Origin of the sequence: Shewanella sp., assembly GCF_051658185.1 — a bacterium.
GTDB lineage: Bacteria > Pseudomonadota > Gammaproteobacteria > Enterobacterales > Shewanellaceae > Shewanella.
The window spans coordinates 1-18,111 of sequence record NZ_JBOFMC010000433.1 but is presented as its reverse complement, the minus strand read 5'-3'; the positions used below and the strand labels follow the sequence as shown (position 1 = coordinate 18,111).

Here is an 18,111-nt window from a genome sequence, read left to right as displayed (position 1 = left end):
CTCATGGTGGACTAAGTGACAAATCACTTCGGTGTCGGTATCGGAGCTAAAGCTGTAACCTAAGCCTTTGAGCATTTCGCGTAATTTGTTGTGGTTTTCGATAATGCCATTGTGCACTACGGCAATATCACCCTCGGATTGATGTGGGTGGGCATTACGCTCGCTCGGCTCACCATGGGTGGCCCAGCGCGTGTGCGCAATACCAGTGCCTCCGGCTAATGGCGCAGCCTCAAGGGCGCTCGATAGCTCCTGCACCTTACCCACGCGGCGAGTACGGTTAAGCTCGCCATTATGGATCACGGCAACACCTGCGGAGTCATATCCGCGATATTCTAAACGGCGTAAGCCTTCAACCAGAATTTCGGCCACATCCCTTTGCGCCACGGCGCCTACGATTCCACACATAGTTTTTACCTATAAATTAACGATTAAAATCAAACTGTTTTACTTGTTAGTACGGTTTTACTTATTAGTGTTGCGATGGCTTTTGCCCTCAACCACTGACGGTGGCGGCAACGGAATGAAGGCACGATTTATGCCTCATTCAGCCGATGTTCACACTGGATTATTGCGTATAGGGCGCAAGCATAACGCGCACGCCTTGGTCTGAAATTTGTTTAAGCGCCTCTGGTTCGATGCGATCGTCGGTCACTAAGACACTCACCTTAGCCCATGGCAACTCGAGGTTAGGAATGCGCTTACCGATTTTGTCGGAGTCAACCATGACAATCACCTCACGGGAGACTTCAGCCATCACTTTGCTTAGGCCAGTTAATTCATTAAAGGTGGTGGTGCCGCGCTCAAGGTCGATACCATCGGCTCCAATAAATAGCTGATCAAAGTTATAGGAACGCAGCACTTGCTCGGCGACTTGGCCTTGAAAGGACTCCGAATGCGGGTCCCAGGTGCCGCCGGTCATCAATAATGTAGGCTCATTTTCGAGCTCATGTATGGCATTGGCAAGATGCAGCGCGTTCGTCATGACCACCAGCCCACGCTTATGGTTGAGTTGTTCAATCAACCCCGAGGTGGTGGTACCGCTATCGATGATGATGCGGTTGTGATCTTTAATTAACTGCGCCGCGGTTTTCGCAATCGCCAGTTTATTCGGAGCGATGTTGGCGCAAAACGGTTGGGCGACCTCGTCGGGGATCGCCACCGCGCCACCGTATCGCCGCAGCAATAGGCCGGTTTTTTCAAGGACCGCCAGATCCTTACGAATCGTCACCTCTGAGGTTGCAAAAGCTAACGCCAGCGCATCGACACTCACTTCTCCCTGCTCATTTAACAGGGCAATAATGCTATGACGGCGCTGCTGTGTGTTGCGTTTGTTCATAAAACCTTTCAGTTAACTTTCGATTCGAAAGCTGCATTATAGTGAAGCGAAACTTTTTTACTAGCCATTCGCGGCGATTGTTTATGTGATCCGGCACAATTTCGCCGCTTTTTTAACAATAATTGCTGTTTGGCAATAAAAAAGCAGCTTACCCCGAGGGGTAAGCTGCTTAGTCAACATCGGTCACCGGTATTAAGAAAGCCGATGTGAGGGGTGCCAGCGTAAACGTGCTGGCTTAAGCGTGCGAGCTCAATTCAACCATCACCCTTAAGCTCTGAGCGTAAGGGATCAGAACTTCGTTTCAAGCGCGAGACTAAAGTTACGCTCTTGGCCTAGTGTCACCATATTGTATTGACCACCCTCGATATAATCGGTATCGAAGAGGTTTTTAACGTTAGCGCGGATGCTCACATCTTTGCCCATCAGTTGCGTTGTATAGGCCGCTCCGATGTCAAAGCGCACATAACCGTCTTTAGTGATCGTGTTGGCGGTATCAGCATAACGCTCACCCACATAGATGGCGCCAAAGTTCATCGCCAGGTTATCGGTCACTTCATAACGGGTCCAAATATTGGCTGACCATTTAGGCGCATCAATGGGGGTGTTGCCTTCGCGCTCATCACCGGTGTGATATTCGGCATCTAAATACATCATCGATGACGTCACAAACCAGCTATCTGCGATTTGTCCTTGAGCTCCCATTTCAAAACCACGGTGTTTTTGCTCGCCACCTTGGGTAGTGATATCGGTAAAGTCCCCAATTGCCGTCGGTAGCTTTTCAGAAACCGTGATGTTTTCTAAGGTGATATCAAATACTGCCGCAGTTAATAGCAGGCTGTCGTTAAATAGCTCCCACTTTGTGCCCACTTCGTACTGAATACCGTATTCGGGTTTTAAATCTAAACCATCATTCATGTCGGCGGCGTTATTAACCGCGCCTTGAGGGGTAAAGCTCTTTGAGTAATTGACATACACGCTGCCGTTGTCGGTAGGTGAATAAATGACCCCAAACTTAGGCGAGAGTGCATAACTGTTTTCGCCTTCACCCTCTTTTTTCTGCTCGTCATAACGCACACCGGCAAGCAATTTCCATTGCTCGTTGATGGTCATGAGATCCTGCAAATAAAAACCGTAATATTGATAGGTCGTGGCAGGGCCTGCAACGACATTGTGATAGTCGTAGTCTGGCATATCAACCGCTTGCCCTGGGATCACGGTAATGGCTTTCTTACCACCGTCACGACGCTGCAGATAGTAATAATCTAAATAGTTAGCACCGATCAGGAATTGATGCTCCATTCCGGCAAAGCCAAACTCGCCGGTAAAATCGACGTAAGCGGTTTTATGTTGCCAGTCATCATAACGATCAAAGGGTTTAATGCTATAACCATTGGTGAAGGGGTCTTCGGTATATTGGGGCGCCGAATCCAACCGCTGACGGTTAAACTGCTGATCGTTATAGCCGACTTTGACTTTCCAATCGTCACTCATGTGCCAAGTTAACTCGGCACCTAAATTCGAAACGGTGTTATCGGTAAAGGCCCAAGGTGCATCCCAAATGGTTTGGCGATCGCCAATCACATTGCCTTGCTTATCTAACCAGCTGCCCGCATCAATCCCGGTTTTATCTTCGGTATGGTCATACTTAAGTGCAAGTTGCAGGTCATCACTGAGGTCAAATTCAAGGTTTAAGTATCCCAACCAGCGATCGCGCTCTTGATTGTCGCCATTGGCGGCATATTCACGCCAATATTGGGTATCTTGCTTCACTAACACACTGCGGTAACGAATGCTTTGGGCATCATTTAAACTGCCACCCGCATCTAACTGTACTCGAGTAGAGCCGTAACCGTCGGTATCAAACCCCAAATCTAACATCGAATCATAGGTCGGTTTTTTTGTCACCATGTTGACTAAGCCGCCGGGGCCAGATTGGCCATACAGCATACTAGAAGGGCCTTTTAACACTTCAACTTGCTGCAAAGTCTCAATGGGCTGCACGTAATGGGACCATTGCTGGTGGCCGTTGATCAGATAACCGTTGCCAGAATCCAGCTCAAAACCACGAATGCTAAAGACTTGACGGTTCCAGCGCGTGGTACCCGCAGTCACGCTAGAATCGTTAACCAACACTTCCGCCAGATTAGTGGCTAACTGTTCATCGGTCACAAAATCAGGGATCACGTTTACGGATTGGGGCGTATCCATTAAATCAATATCACCGCGCATCGCACCGGATGCCGTGCCGACTTTATAATCGTTAAATACGCGGCCAGTAACATTGATGCGCTCAATGTTTGCATCATTGGGCGCCTGCGCCAACACTGGCATTGTCATGAGCGCCGCACCAACGGCCAAACCAATTACTGAATAGTTAAATACCATTGTCAATTCCCCTGAATGAGACCCTGAGTCTGTAAATTGCAGGCAATATAAATGAGAATTGTTTTTATTTAAGCTTCTTTACGCGAATTTACAATTGGCTGTGACGGGGCTCAAAAGAGTCAGCCATTCTCAACGGTAATGCTGTGCGGCTTGCTCCAGCAGGGTGCTGCTGACCACTTTTTTGAGCATCAATACTTATTGTGAGCATCAATCCTTTTCTAAGTATCTATAGGCACACGCGAAGCTCGATGGAGAGAGAGAGGAATAATAGCGACAGTGAAAGTTGCAATATTTAACGACGGTGACGCCAATAAAAAAGGACCGCAGCCAGAAGTGAAGTCAGAGCGGCAGTCCTATTTTCTATTTAGGTAATTTAGGTCAACACCGGCGATGAGTTAACGCATCGAATGCAGTCACCTCATCGACCAACGCGGCCTATTAAGGTTACTTTTTGATTTTAATCGGGCGCTGCCAGCCAGTGAGGTGTTTTTGTTTGACTCGGGTGATCACTAATTCATCCGCACCAACATCACGAGTGATGGTCGAACCCGCCCCTAAAGTTGCCCCTTTACCAATCGTGACAGGCGCCACCAATTGCGTATCAGAGCCAACAAACACATTGTCTTCAATGATGGTGACATGCTTATTCGCGCCATCATAATTACAGGTAATGGTACCGGCACCAATGTTAACGCCATCACCGATAATCGCATCGCCTAAATAAGCTAAATGTCCGGCTTTAGAGCCCAGCCCTAATACGGCCTTTTTCATCTCCACAAAGTTACCTATGTGGGCATCTTGCTTAAGTTCAGCGCCTGGGCGTAAACGGGCAAAGGGGCCTGCGCTGGCAGCCACGCCAAGTTTAGCGCCTTCAATGATAGTGTAAGGTTTGATCTCAGCGTTATCGGCAATCTCGCAATCAATTAAAATCGCGCCTGCGCCAATAGTAACATTATTACCCAAGGTCACTTTGCCTTCGAATATCACGTTAACATCAATCATCACGTCCATACCGACGGTCACTTCACCCCGGATGTCGATACGGCTTGGGTCGCGAAGGTTTGCCCCCGCCAACATGAGCTTTTCGGCTTCACGGGCTTGGTAGGCGCGCTCTAACTGAGCTAATTGCACACGGTTATTAGCCCCTTCCACTTCAATGGCAGATTGCGGCTGAGCGGTTTCAATCGCCACGCCATCAGCATGAGCCATGGCGATAATGTCCGTCAGATAGTACTCACCTTGGGCATTGTTATTCGATAAACGGTTAAGCCATGCTTTAAGCTGCTTACCGGGCACGGCCATAATACCGGTGTTGACTTCCGTGATCGCAAGTTGCTCAGCATTAGCATCCTTTTGCTCAACAATCCCCACCACGTTACCCCGCATTTGGCCTTCACACGGCGTCCGTACGATACGGCCGTATCCCATAGGATTGGCTAAATTTACCGTTAAGATAGCCACCCCATTGTCAGGGCGCGCGGCGAGTAAGGCTTCAAGGGTAGATGGCTGGATAAGTGGTACATCACCATACAGAATAAGCACTGTGTCGCTGTCGGCAATGTGCGGGCTCGCTTGCGCGACTGCGTGCCCAGTGCCTAACTGCTCGGCTTGCAGTACCCAGTTAAGTGGTTGCTCACCTAAGCTGGCCTGCAATTTTTCGGCGCCATAACCATAAACCAGCTGAATGGCATCACAACCCACGTGATGAGCGGTATCGATAACATGCTGCACCATGCTCTTATGGGCGATAGGGTGCAATACCTTCGGCAGATCCGAGCGCATCCGAGTTCCTTTTCCTGCAGCTAAGATCACTACGTTTAATGCCATTGTAAAATCCTTGAACAAATACCCAAGTGGGCGAAAAAAAGTAAGGTCGATTAAGTGGCGCAATTTTAGCGGAAAGCGAAAGGAAAAGCGAAATAGACGATAAGGCTAGGTGGCTTAAACTAGGGGGCTTAAATAAGGCGGCGGTGACTGATAACCATCCGCCAAGGATCCTGATGAGTTATCACGCGATGATTTGCCGTACGGCACAGTAAAATCGACTGCACTAAAAACAAAAGAGGCGGCTACCTTTCGATAACCGCCTCTTTTCACAAACAATAACCTTATCTGGCAATGTTCTTCTTGATGGTTTCAACAACACGTAATTGAGCCATAGCCTTAGCTAACTCAACCATAGCGGCATCATAATTGAAGTCCGCCCCAGCAGAAGCCATATGAGCCTCTGCACGACGTTTGGCTTCCAATGCTGCCTGCTCATCAATTTCATCGGCACGCATTACCACATCTGCAAGAACGGCAATTGAACCCGGTTGCACTTCCAGAAAACCACCTGAAAGATAAATAACCTCTTCACTACCATCTTGCTTGATGATGCGCGCCATGCCAGGTTTGATACTGGTTAGCAGTGGGGCGTGACCCGGTAAAATACCCAGTTCCCCTTCAACACCGGTCACTTGCAAGCAAGCTACTCGACCTTTAAAAATGCTGCTTTCTGCACTTACAATATCAAGATGTACTGTCATGGCTGCCATCCGGTTCTCCTTAAAAAACTAAGTAAATGAATACTTAGTTATTTCTTTTTGTTGGCTTTCTCGATAACTTCATCGATAGAACCAACCATGTAGAACGCTTGTTCTGGCAGGTGATCGAACTCACCATTCAGAATACCCTTGAAGCCACGGATAGTGTCTTTCAGAGAAACGTACTTACCTGGAGATCCAGTAAACACTTCTGCGACGAAGAAAGGTTGAGACAAGAAACGCTCAATCTTACGGGCGCGGAATACGGTTGTTTTGTCATCATCAGACAATTCGTCCATACCCAGAATCGCAATAATGTCTTTCAGCTCTTTGTAACGTTGCAGTACAGTTTGTACACCGTTAGCAACGTCATAATGCTCTTGGCCTACAACCAATGGATCTAATTGACGTGAAGTCGAATCCAGTGGATCAACCGCTGGGTAAATACCCAGAGAAGCAATTTGACGAGACAGTACCACAGTCGCATCTAAGTGAGCGAAGGTTGTCGCTGGTGACGGGTCAGTCAAGTCATCCGCTGGTACGTAAACCGCTTGTACAGAGGTAATAGAACCTGTCTTGGTTGAAGTAATACGCTCTTGCAGAACGCCCATTTCTTCAGCCAGAGTCGGTTGATAACCTACCGCAGAAGGCATACGACCTAACAGTGCTGATACTTCAGTACCGGCTAGGGTGTAACGGTAGATGTTGTCAACGAACAACAATACGTCACGACCTTCGTCACGGAACTTCTCAGCCATAGTCAGACCAGACAGTGCCACACGCAAACGGTTTCCTGGTGGCTCGTTCATCTGACCATACACCATGGCCACTTTGTCGAGAACACCAGAATCTTTCATCTCGTAGTAGAAGTCGTTACCCTCACGAGTACGCTCACCTACACCAGCGAATACCGAAAGACCTGAGTGAGCTTTCGCGATGTTGTTAATCAGTTCCATCATGTTAACTGTCTTACCAACACCCGCACCACCGAACAGACCGACTTTACCACCTTTAGCGAATGGACAAACAAGGTCGATAACCTTGATACCCGTTTCTAGCAGCTCAGTGGTGCTCGATTGATCTTCATATGAAGGCGCACTACGGTGAATCACATAACGTTCTTCTTCACCGATAGGACCCGCTTCATCAATAGGCTCGCCTAAAACGTTCATGATACGGCCAAGAGTGGCGGTACCAACTGGAACAGAAATAGGTGAACCTGAGTTTACTACCTCAAGACCACGACGCAGACCATCAGAAGTACCCATAGCGATGGTACGAACTACACCACCACCTAGTTGTTGCTGAACTTCCAGCACCAAACCATTACAGGAGCCTTCACCGGTGATCTTCAGAGCGTCATATACCTGAGGTACGGCATCTTGTGGAAACTCTACGTCCACAACCGCGCCAATTACTTGGACAACAGTACCTGTGCTCATGATAAATCCTCTAAAACTTGTATTTGTTACCTAACCTAAACCGCAGAGGCACCAGAAACAATTTCCGACAGTTCCTGCGTAATCGCAGCCTGACGAGCCTTGTTGTACACCAATTGCAAGTCATTGATCAGCTCACCAGCGTTGTCGGTTGCTGCCTTCATCGCCACCATACGGGCAGCTTGTTCAGAGGCAATATTTTCAACAACACCTTGATATACCTGTGATTCTATATAACGAACCAGTAATGTATCCAAAAGGGCTTTTGGATCCGGTTCATATATGTAATCCCAAGGATGTTTATTAGCCACTTCTTCTGATTTAGGCAAAGGTAGCAGCTGCTCGATCACAGGAGTCTGTGTCATCGTGTTGACAAATTTGTTGAACACAATAAACAGACGATCCAGTTTGCCTTCGTTATAAGCTTTCAGCATCACACGCACTGTACCGATCAGATCGGTAATGCTAGGCGCATCACCTAAACCTGAAGCATGGGCAGGCATAGCGCCGCCAAAGCTATTGAAAAACTGCACACTACGAGCACCAATCGGGCAAAACTCAATGTCTGCACCTTGCTCTTTCCAGTTTTTCAGGTCTAACAGAACCTTTTTAAAGAGGTTGACGTTCAGACCACCACAAAGGCCACGGTCGGTTGCCACCACAATGTAACCAACCCGCTTAGCCTCTCGCACCTCTAAATAGGGGTGTTTATACTCGAGAGAACCTTGCGCAACGTGACCGATCACCTTACGCATGCTTTCCGCATATGGACGGCTCGCAGCCATGCGTTCCTGCGCTTTGCGCATTTTGCTGGCTGCCACCATTTCCATGGCGGACGTGATCTTCTGAGTGTTTTTCACACTCGCGATCTTGGTTTTAATCTCTTTAGCGCCGGCCATCTCTACTCTCCAATCTGGACCTGAGGTGCCTTATGACACCTCTATCATTGTTACCAGGTTTGGGTTGCTACGAACTTGTCGAGGCCAGCTTTCAATTCAGCTTCGATCTCAGCGTTATAATCGCCAGTTTCGTTAATAAGCTTAATTAAAGCAGCATGCTCGCTGTTCATGAACGAGAGCAGAGCGGCTTCGAAATCACCGACCTTCTTCAGCTCAACACTCTTCAGGTAACCTTTTTCCGCTGCGAAAATAGACACAGCTTGCGCGGCTACGCTCATTGGAGCATATTGCTTTTGCTTCATCAGTTCGGTAACACGCACGCCATGCTCGAGCTGAGCACGAGTCGCATCGTCAAGATCAGATGCAAACTGTGAGAACGCAGCAAGTTCACGATACTGTGCTAGCGCGGTACGAATACCACCAGACAGTTTCTTGATGATCTTAGTCTGAGCCGCACCACCAACACGAGAAACAGAAATACCTGGGTTAACCGCAGGACGTAAGCCTGAGTTAAACAGATCAGTCTCAAGGAAGATCTGACCGTCAGTAATCGAAATTACGTTGGTCGGTACGAATGCAGATACGTCACCCGCTTGAGTTTCAATAATAGGCAACGCGGTTAACGAACCGGTTTTGCCTGTTACTGCACCCTTTGTGAACTTTTCTACATAGTCTTCGTTTACGCGTGAAGCACGCTCAAGTAAACGAGAGTGTAGATAGAATACGTCACCTGGGTAAGCTTCACGGCCTGGTGGACGCTTCAGCAGTAATGAGATCTGACGATAAGCAACAGCTTGCTTAGACAGGTCATCATATACGATCAGCGCATCTTCACCGCGGTCACGGAAGTATTCACCCATAGTACAACCAGAGTACGGCGCTAAGTATTGCAGTGCAGCCGCTTCAGAAGCAGTCGCAACGACAACGATAGTGTTAGCTAACGCACCGTGCTCTTCTAGCTTGCGTACCACGTTAGCGATAGTTGAGGCCTTTTGGCCAATCGCAACGTACACACACTTAATGCCAGAATCTTTCTGGTTGATGATGGCATCGATCGCCATTGCGGTTTTACCCGTTTGACGGTCACCAATGATCAATTCACGTTGACCACGACCAATTGGGATCATAGCGTCAACGGCTTTGTAACCAGTTTGTACTGGTTGATCAACTGACTTACGGTCAATAACGCCTGGCGCGATCACTTCAACAGGAGAGAAGCCATCGTTATCGATAGGTCCTTTACCGTCAATTGGCTCACCCAAAGTGTTAACAACCCGGCCTAACAGACCGCGACCAACTGGAACTTCCAGAATACGGCCAGTTGTTTTTACTTTTACGCCTTCTGCTAAATCAGCATAAGGACCCATTACTACGGCACCGACAGAATCACGTTCAAGGTTCAACGCGATTGCGAAACGGTTACCAGGCAGTTCGATCATTTCACCTTGCATCACATCGGCCAGGCCGTGGATGCGGATGATGCCGTCACTTACCGCAACGATAGTACCTTCGTTACGAGATTCGCTAACGACTTCGAACTGCTCGATCCGCTGCTTAATCAGATCGCTGATTTCAGTGGAATTCAGTTGCATGCTCAAACTCCCAATTACGACTGCAGCGAATCAGATAGGCGCGATAATTTACCGCGGACCGAGCCATCAATGACCAGATCGCCTACCTGAATAATTGCACCGGCAATAAGCGCGGTGTCAGTGCTGCAATTCAGCTTAACTTTGCGTGCGAGACGTTTCTCTAGAGAAACACTAATATGCTGCTGTTGTTCTAAGCTAAGCTCAGTTGCAGAAACCACAAAGGCTTCCACTTCTTTTGCCCACTCATTACGGAAATCTGAAAATAATTTCGATACCGTAGGTAGAACACTCAAGCGACCGTTTTCAGCCATTACCTGTATCAAGTTTTGACCTTGCTGGTTGATTTGCTCACCACACACATTAATAAACAATGCGGCAAGTTTTGTATTGGCTAAAGCGCCATTAAGCAGGGGCTGCATGGTTTCGTTTTCACTCACCAGCGCCGCAAACGTGAGCATTTCAGCCCAGGTATCCACTGCATTATGTTCAACAGCAAAGTCAAAAGCTGCTTTTGCGTAAGGGCGAGCAATGGTAGTTAATTCAGCCATGACTCTACTCCCTTATCAAATTTCAGCGACAAGTTTATCAACTATGTCACTGTGGGCGGCTTGATCAATCGAACGCTCAAGAATTCGTTCTGCACCTAAAACAGCTAGAGCAGCAACTTGCTTACGCAAGTCATCTTTTACGCGATTACGTTCATTCTCTATTTCAGCTTTACCCTGAGCGATAATTTTTGCACGCTCAGCATCGGCTTCAGCTTTTGCTTCTTCCACTATTTGCGCTTTGCGTTTGTTCGCTTGCTCAATAATTTCGTTAGCAGTTACTTTGGCTTCTTTTAGTTGCTCGGTTGCTTTCGCTTGTGCCAATTCAAGATCTTTTGCTGCACGACCAGCATCAGCTAGGCCATCAGCAATTTTCTTCTGGCGCTCTTCGATTGCATTCATCAACGGTGGCCATACAAATTTAATGCAGAACCACACGAACAGCGCAAAAGAAATTGCCTGGCCTAGCAGGGTAGCGTTAATACTCATAACGACAACTCCTTACAGGGTGCAAAATTAGCCAAGTTGAGCTAAGAATGGGTTAGCAAATACGAAGAATAGTGCAACACCCACAGCAATCATTGAAATCGCATCGAGTAGACCAGCAACGATAAACATTTTAATTTGTAAAGCTGGAGCCAATTCAGGTTGACGAGCTGAAGCTTCTAAGAACTTACCACCTAAGATAGCAAAGCCAATAGCAGTACCTAATGCAGCTAAACCAATCATGATAGCAACAGCGATTGCCGTAAAACTAATTACAGTTTCCATGTTATCTCCAATTTATATCAAATTTTAAAAATTAATGTTCTTCATGCGCCATGCTTAGGTAAACAATCGTTAGCATCATGAAAATAAAGGCCTGTAACACAATGACCAAAATGTGGAAAATTGCCCAAGGCACGGAAAGTGCGAACTGAGCCCACCAAGGCATTAGTGCAATCAGAATAAAGATCAACTCACCCGCATACAGGTTACCAAACAGACGAAGCGCTAAAGAAATAGGCTTCGCAATCAAGGTCACAGTTTCCAAAACGATGTTAACTGGAATCAATGCCCAATGATTGAAAGGTTGCAAGGTTAGCTCTTTAGTAAAGCCACCAATCCCCTTGACCTTAATGCTATAAAAAACAATCAACACAAACACACTCAACGACAAGCCTAGAGTGACGTTTAAGTCGGTTGTTGGTACAACTTTAAGGTAAGGAACACCTAAAAATCTGTTTGCAGCTTCAGGTATAAAGTCTACTGGAATTAGATCCATAAAGTTCATCAGGAAAACCCAGACGAAAATTGTGAGAGCTAATGGTGCGATGACAGCATTTTTACCATGAAAGGAATCTTTTGCAATCTTATCAACACCTTCCACGCACATTTCAACAAAGCATTGAAATTTACCCGGAACACCTGCAGTTGCTTTTTGTCCTGTTTTATAAAATAACCATAAAAACAGAACCCCGAGGCCGACTGAAAATAAAAGTGAGTCAATGTGCCAAGTCCAAAATCCAGCATCTTGACATGCATGATTAAAAGCCACTCCACCATCGGCAGAGCACATTTTCGCATTAGTCAGGTGATGCTGGATGTACTCAGAAGCATTTAAGGCTTCACCAGTTGTCGCCATGATTAATCTCACTTAATTTTGCTTGAAATATAAAGAAGCGATGAAAGGTACGGTAAGGCTTAATGCATAACAAGCAAATAAAGACATAACATTTACATCTAACATGCTGAATACACAACCAAAAAGTACAACAGTCAACAGCAACTTTACCGCTTCCCCCAAGAAAAATGATTTAACAATTTTCCCTGATAAACTCGCTCCCATATGGGAGAAAGCGAGGGTTGCGAATACAAAATTAGGGAGTACAGCAATTGAGCCACCTGCTAACGCAGAATAGCCAAACTGAACTCCCCACAGAGCGAAAAAGACAATTGAAGCAACCCCAGCGACCGCCGCCTGCACCAACACCAATTTATAGGCTGACCACCGGCCACGGCGCGCTAAAACCTTACTCAATTTATTTTCTCCGCATTCATACTTTTTGTTTCGATGACCGGATAACAAATATCCGTATTTTGGTCGATGCACAAAAAGCTTGCGAAAGTATACCTTTTCACGCCTTCATTGCAACGTTGAGATAAGGAAAAACAGCACTTTTAACGTGATATAGCACCAAAAGCGGCAAAAAGTAAAATTACTATTTGTCACAAATTTACATGAAAAACCGTTAATCTACCTATATCAATGAATTTTGCTAAGAATTCCGTCTAATTCCGCGAGATCCTGATAGTTAATTACAATTTTTCCGGTCCCTTTAGCGCTATGAGAAATCGATACCTTGGCACCTAATCTTTCAATTAACTGCTGCTCTAAACGACAAACATCCTGATCTTTAGTCTTAGTTTCGGCAGTTTTAGGCGGATTTAAGGTTTGATTAATTAATCGCTCAGTTTCACGAACGGTTAATTCTTTTGCCGCCACTAATCGCGCCAGATTTGTTTGCTCTTCACCTTCAATAGCCAACAAAGCGCGCGCATGGCCCATATCAATGTCACCATACTCAAGCAAACGCTTAACAGGCTCATTTAAGCCATTTAAGCGCAGTAAGTTCGATACACTTGCCCGCGATTTTCCCACAACATCGGCAACTTGTTGGTGAGTCAGCTCAAACTCTTGCATTAACCGTTGTAAGGCAATGGCTTCTTCCATGGCGTTTAAGTCTTCGCGCTGAATGTTTTCAATCAACGCAATCGCCACTGCGGCTTCATCGGGCACCAATTTGACAATACAAGGAATTTTATCGATTCCAGCCAATTGTGAGGCGCGCCAACGACGTTCACCGGCAATTATTTCATAGTGAGTATCACTCACCTGACGCACGACTATCGGCTGGATGATGCCTTGATTGCGGATAGAATGGGCAAGTTCTTCCAACGCCTCAGGGGACATATCCTTACGCGGCTGATACTTACCCGGTTGCAATAGGTCAAGGTCGAGATAAATAAGCTCTTCTTTTTTATCAACAACAGCCACTTCTTCCGAGTGCTTTTTACTGGCAGCATGGCTATTACTCAGCAAGGCATCTAACCCTTTGCCTAACCCTCTTTTCTTTAACGTCATGGTTATCCTTTACGCTTGCTTAGCTGGATTTTTCTGTTCTGAGCGGCGGATCATCTCCCCCGCAAGTGCAAGGTAAGCCTTAGCCCCTGCGCTAGATTTATCGTAATACATGGCAGGAGCACCAAAACTTGGAGCCTCGGCGAGCCTGACATTACGCGGGATAACAGTGCGATAGACTTTATCGCCAAAATGCTGTTTTAGCTGATCGGACACATCATTAGATAAGCGATTACGAGGATCGTACATCGTGCGCAAAATCCCTTCGATTCCTAAATGAGGATTCACATAAGCCGCTAATTTAGTGATGGTATCGATTAATGCGGTTAAACCTTCTAGCGCAAAATACTCGCATTGCATTGGCACTAAGACAGAGTCGGCCGCAGACATCGCATTGACTGTCAGCATGTTTAATGAAGGAGGGCAGTCAATGAAAATATAATCATAGTGCTCTTTAATCGGTGCGAGGGCATTACGCAAACGGATCTCACGGGCAAAAAATTCCATCAGCTTAATTTCTGCCGCGGTCACATCGCCATTACTGGCGATCAAATCATATTTACCCGCCGTATTTTTAACCACAATTTCATCGAATGGCTTATCTTCGACCAATAATTCATAAGCCGTATGCGCAACCTCGTACTTGTCGACACCGCTGCCCATAGTGGCATTCCCCTGCGGATCGAGATCGATCACTAACACTTTGCGCTTTGTTGCGGCTAACGAGGCAGCTAAGTTAACGCAAGTAGTTGTTTTTCCTACGCCACCTTTCTGGTTAGCCACGGCAATCACTTTACCCACAATATCACCCTGTATGTAAATTCTGCTTTATTGCCTACTTAAAAAAACCCCGTGATAAGCGGAGCCTTAAGCCCGTTATTGTTTAATTATCTTTAATAAATGCCGCTGCTCATCGAGTTTGGGCACCTTGAGTTCGATGATATCGGTCACCGTAAATCCCGGCGGAATTTGGCGCATCTCTTGCTCATTTAATTGACCTTTGAGGGCATAATATTGGCCATGGTCAGCAGGTAAGTGATGACACCAACTCAGCATATCCTCAATCGAGGCGAAGGCGCGGCTAAGCACCCCGTCAAACTTTTGCTCAGGTTGATAAGCTTCAACCCGGCTTTCAACTGAACTGATATTGGTGATCCCAAGTTCAAAAGCCACTTGTTTTTGAAAGCGAATACGTTTACCTAGGCTATCGAGTAACACAAAGGTTTTATCAGGGTTCATTATCGCCAATGGAATACCGGGTAGCCCAGGACCCGTTCCGACATCGATAAAACGTTCCCCTTGCAGATGCTTTGATACCACTAAGCTATCCATAATATGCCGGATCAGCATCGCTTCGGGATCTCTAACCGATGTTAGGTTATAGGCCTTATTCCATTTGTGGAGCATTCCAACAAAATCAATAAGTTGTTTTTTCTGCTCCACAGTCGCGGGCAGATTAATTTCGGCTAAATAGGCCTCTAACTGGGCAGATAACACTGAGCAACCTCAACAAAGATACGTTTATAAACTCGGAGGCTATTATGAAGCCCGATAACGATGAAGGGAAGCATTCATGCTTCCCTTCCACGACCAAACAGTCGATCAAGCTCGCTTTTATGCTTGCTTACGCAACAAGCCACGCTTTTTAAGGTGAACCAACAGAATGGAAATCGCTGCAGGCGTGATCCCCGAAATCCGCGAGGCTTGACCTATGGTTTCAGGCTTGTGGTTATTCAACTTGGCAATCACCTCATTTGATAAACCTGGAACTTCTTTATAATCAATATGTAACGGCAAGCCTGTGTTCTCATTGCGTACCGCTTTATTGATTTCTTCTTGCTGACGCTGAATGTAACCCGAGTATTTCACTTGGATTTGCACTTGCTCAGCCGCCTGAGGATCGGCAAGCCCTGGGCCAAAACCTTCAATCTGCATCAACTTGCTATAATCCATCTCCGGACGACGTAATAAATCCTCAAAGGAGGCTTCCCGGGAGATCGGCGTATTTAAATGGGGATTTAATACTGGCAGCAAAGGTGAATTTGGATGCACCCATTGGCTACGTAAACGTTGGAGCTCTAATTCGATGGACTCCACTTTTTGGCTAAACGCCGCCCAACGAGCATCATCGACTAACCCCAGTTCACGACCTTTGGCTGTTAATCGCAGATCGGCATTATCTTCACGCAGCAGCAAACGGTATTCGGCGCGACTGGTGAACATACGGTAGGGCTCTTTTGTGCCTAAGGTCGATAAATCGTCTACAAGTACCCCAAGATAGGCTTCATCACGGCGTGGACACCAAGCCGCTTTACCTTGAACTTGCAAGGCAGCATTCATCCCAGCCAATAGGCCTTGAGCGCCGGCTTCTTCATAACCCGTGGTACCGTTAATTTGTCCCGCAAAAAATAAGCCATTGATCGTTTTGGTTTCTAATGAGTTTTTAAGATCTCTTGGATCAAAATAATCATATTCGATGGCATAACCCGGGCGAACGATCTCAGCATGTTCCATCCCTTTGATAGAACGCACTAAATTCAATTGCACATCAAACGGTAAGCTGGTTGAAATACCGTTAGGGTAGATCTCCGTGGTATTGAGGCCTTCGGGTTCGATAAAGATCTGATGGGAGGATTTATCCGCAAAACGGTGGATCTTATCTTCAATTGATGGGCAATAACGCGGACCAATACCTTCAATCACCCCTGAATACATTGGGCTTCTGTCTAAACCGCCACGAATAATATCGTGGGTTTTTTCATTGGTGTGGGTGATCCAACAGGAAATCTGCTTAGGATGATGGCTAACATCGCCCATAAATGACATCACAGGCAACGGAGAATCGCCTTTTTGCTCAGCCATTTGAGAAAAATCTATGGTATTGGCATCAATACGCGGCGGCGTACCGGTTTTTAAACGACCGACTCGTATCGGCAGCTCACGTAAGCGATTAGCAAGGGCAATTGCTGGCGGATCGCCAGCGCGGCCACCACTGTAATTTTCTAAACCAATGTGAATTCGACCATTTAGGAAAGTGCCGGTTGTTAACACGACAGCTGGGGCCTCAAAGGCTAATCCCATTTGTGTAACGACACCAACGACTTGCTCGTTTTCAACAATCAGATCATCTACCGCTTGCTGGAAAATACGTAAGTTGGGTTGATGTTGCAGAATACTTTGAATTTTTTGGCGATATAACGCGCGATCGGCTTGGGCGCGAGTGGCACGCACTGCCGGGCCTTTGCTGGAGTTTAAGGTTCTAAATTGGATCCCGGCATAATCGGTTGCAATGGCCATCGCGCCACCTAAGGCATCGATTTCTTTAACTAAATGGCCTTTACCAATACCACCAATGGCTGGGTTGCATGACATTTGGCCTAAGGTATCGATGTTGTGGGTCAACAATAATGTTTTCGATCCCATTCGTGCAGCTGCCAATGCGGCTTCAGTTCCGGCATGACCACCGCCAATAACAATAACATCAAACCGTTCATGAAAATGCATGACACTACCTTTAATAACGTTGTGAGACTTAAATTCGAGCCGATTATTTTAGCATTTGCTTTGCCCTAGGTGAATGATCATTTTACGTCGTTTGATCCAATGGATCGGGACTAATAGATCTTAAGATCTTTATATAGATCTTCTTATTATGTTTACTATTAGGATCGCGAATTTCTGTGTGTAAGCCTAATTTGCTATATAAATCATTAGTTAACGCGATTTAGATCCTGTGATCTACAAGCGATCTATCGCCAAATAAGGTGGGGATAGATCCGCTACTTATCCACAAGGTGGATCTTTGAGCGGATCGGAGTGTGAATAGCGCAGAGGTTGATCAGATCAAAATAATAGCTTATCCACATATTTATACCATAAAATACTTATTTGTGGATAAGTGTGATCGAAACTGTGGGTGGTTTTACGGTTTTTACCTGTTTGCGATCTACAGCTTTGCTTGCCATTGGTTTAACCACGCGAGGGCTGGGTCTTCTGGCGTCGGATCTTGTTGAACATCGATCTGGATCTTATCCACAAAGGCTTTGGCGCCGCAGTTTTCGATCGCAAAAATTAACTTCTCAGGCCCTTGGCAGAAAGTGTCGTAGCTGGAGTCGCCAATGGCACACAGGGCGAATTTTACCTGGGATAGATCGGGGTAGTACAAGGCCACTTCTTTGCAAAATGGCTGGATATTGTCCGGAAGATCTCCCGCACCATGGGTTGAGCAAACGATGATCCAGTGGGTGTATGGGGTTAATTCGCTGATGG

17 protein-coding genes and 1 pseudogene are annotated in these 18,111 nt (G+C 46.4%); all 18 read right to left on the bottom strand.

Going from position 1 to position 18,111, the window contains the following annotated elements; all coding sequences use genetic code 11:
- Positions 1–405: pseudogene (locus ACRCZA_RS15875) on the bottom strand (glutamine--fructose-6-phosphate transaminase (isomerizing)); the annotation flags it as partial.
- Positions 406–565: 160 nt separating this feature from the next.
- Entirely contained in the window at positions 566–1,336 is a 771-nt protein-coding gene (locus tag ACRCZA_RS15870) for a DeoR/GlpR family DNA-binding transcription regulator (protein WP_438675362.1), read from the bottom strand.
- Positions 1,337–1,624: 288 nt separating this feature from the next.
- Positions 1,625–3,721 carry a TonB-dependent receptor gene (locus ACRCZA_RS15865; RefSeq protein ID WP_438675361.1) on the bottom strand — a complete coding sequence of 699 codons (2,097 nt, stop codon included), beginning with the start codon at positions 3,719–3,721 and terminating at the stop codon, positions 1,625–1,627.
- Positions 3,722–4,165: 444 nt separating this feature from the next.
- Entirely contained in the window at positions 4,166–5,548 is a 1,383-nt protein-coding gene (gene glmU, locus ACRCZA_RS15860; RefSeq protein WP_438675360.1) for a bifunctional UDP-N-acetylglucosamine diphosphorylase/glucosamine-1-phosphate N-acetyltransferase GlmU, read from the bottom strand.
- Between the two features lie 281 nt (positions 5,549–5,829).
- Complete coding sequence (locus ACRCZA_RS15855) at positions 5,830–6,258, bottom strand: F0F1 ATP synthase subunit epsilon (RefSeq protein WP_438675359.1); 429 nt, start codon at positions 6,256–6,258, stop codon at positions 5,830–5,832.
- 38 nt (positions 6,259–6,296) lie between these two features.
- Positions 6,297–7,688, bottom strand: a complete 1,392-nt coding sequence (atpD, locus tag ACRCZA_RS15850) for a F0F1 ATP synthase subunit beta (RefSeq protein ID WP_438675358.1) — start codon at positions 7,686–7,688, stop codon at positions 6,297–6,299.
- Positions 7,689–7,723: 35 nt separating this feature from the next.
- Positions 7,724–8,584 carry a F0F1 ATP synthase subunit gamma gene (gene atpG / locus ACRCZA_RS15845; protein WP_438675357.1) on the bottom strand — a complete coding sequence of 287 codons (861 nt, stop codon included), beginning with the start codon at positions 8,582–8,584 and terminating at the stop codon, positions 7,724–7,726.
- Between the two features lie 50 nt (positions 8,585–8,634).
- Positions 8,635–10,176 carry a F0F1 ATP synthase subunit alpha gene (gene atpA / locus ACRCZA_RS15840; RefSeq protein WP_438675356.1) on the bottom strand — a complete coding sequence of 514 codons (1,542 nt, stop codon included), beginning with the start codon at positions 10,174–10,176 and terminating at the stop codon, positions 8,635–8,637.
- A gap of 14 nt (positions 10,177–10,190) precedes the next feature.
- Positions 10,191–10,724, bottom strand: coding sequence for a F0F1 ATP synthase subunit delta (gene atpH / locus ACRCZA_RS15835; RefSeq protein WP_438675355.1), 534 nt, complete (start codon positions 10,722–10,724; stop codon positions 10,191–10,193).
- 15 nt (positions 10,725–10,739) lie between these two features.
- Entirely contained in the window at positions 10,740–11,210 is a 471-nt protein-coding gene (gene atpF / locus ACRCZA_RS15830) for a F0F1 ATP synthase subunit B (protein ID WP_438675354.1), read from the bottom strand.
- Positions 11,211–11,237: 27 nt separating this feature from the next.
- Complete coding sequence (gene atpE, locus ACRCZA_RS15825) at positions 11,238–11,492, bottom strand: F0F1 ATP synthase subunit C (RefSeq protein WP_011791281.1); 255 nt, start codon at positions 11,490–11,492, stop codon at positions 11,238–11,240.
- Between the two features lie 31 nt (positions 11,493–11,523).
- Entirely contained in the window at positions 11,524–12,345 is an 822-nt protein-coding gene (gene atpB / locus ACRCZA_RS15820) for a F0F1 ATP synthase subunit A (RefSeq protein ID WP_438675353.1), read from the bottom strand.
- 12 nt (positions 12,346–12,357) lie between these two features.
- The gene (locus ACRCZA_RS15815) at positions 12,358–12,741 is read right to left on the bottom strand and encodes an ATP synthase subunit I (protein ID WP_438675352.1); all 384 of its coding nucleotides are present in this window, start codon (positions 12,739–12,741) and stop codon (positions 12,358–12,360) included.
- A gap of 225 nt (positions 12,742–12,966) precedes the next feature.
- The gene (locus ACRCZA_RS15810; RefSeq protein ID WP_438675351.1) at positions 12,967–13,845 is read right to left on the bottom strand and encodes a ParB/RepB/Spo0J family partition protein; all 879 of its coding nucleotides are present in this window, start codon (positions 13,843–13,845) and stop codon (positions 12,967–12,969) included.
- A 9-nt stretch (positions 13,846–13,854) separates the two neighbouring features.
- The gene (locus tag ACRCZA_RS15805; protein ID WP_438675350.1) at positions 13,855–14,643 is read right to left on the bottom strand and encodes a ParA family protein; all 789 of its coding nucleotides are present in this window, start codon (positions 14,641–14,643) and stop codon (positions 13,855–13,857) included.
- A 75-nt stretch (positions 14,644–14,718) separates the two neighbouring features.
- A complete protein-coding gene (gene rsmG, locus ACRCZA_RS15800; RefSeq protein ID WP_438675349.1) occupies positions 14,719–15,339 on the bottom strand; it encodes a 16S rRNA (guanine(527)-N(7))-methyltransferase RsmG in 621 nt (206 codons plus the stop codon).
- 117 nt (positions 15,340–15,456) lie between these two features.
- On the bottom strand, positions 15,457–17,346 hold the full coding sequence (gene mnmG / locus ACRCZA_RS15795; RefSeq protein WP_438675348.1) for a tRNA uridine-5-carboxymethylaminomethyl(34) synthesis enzyme MnmG: 1,890 nt from the start codon (positions 17,344–17,346) through the stop codon (positions 15,457–15,459).
- Between the two features lie 442 nt (positions 17,347–17,788).
- Positions 17,789–18,109, bottom strand: a complete 321-nt coding sequence (locus ACRCZA_RS15790) for a flavodoxin domain-containing protein (protein ID WP_438675347.1) — start codon at positions 18,107–18,109, stop codon at positions 17,789–17,791.
- Between the last annotated feature and the right edge of the window lie 2 nt (positions 18,110–18,111).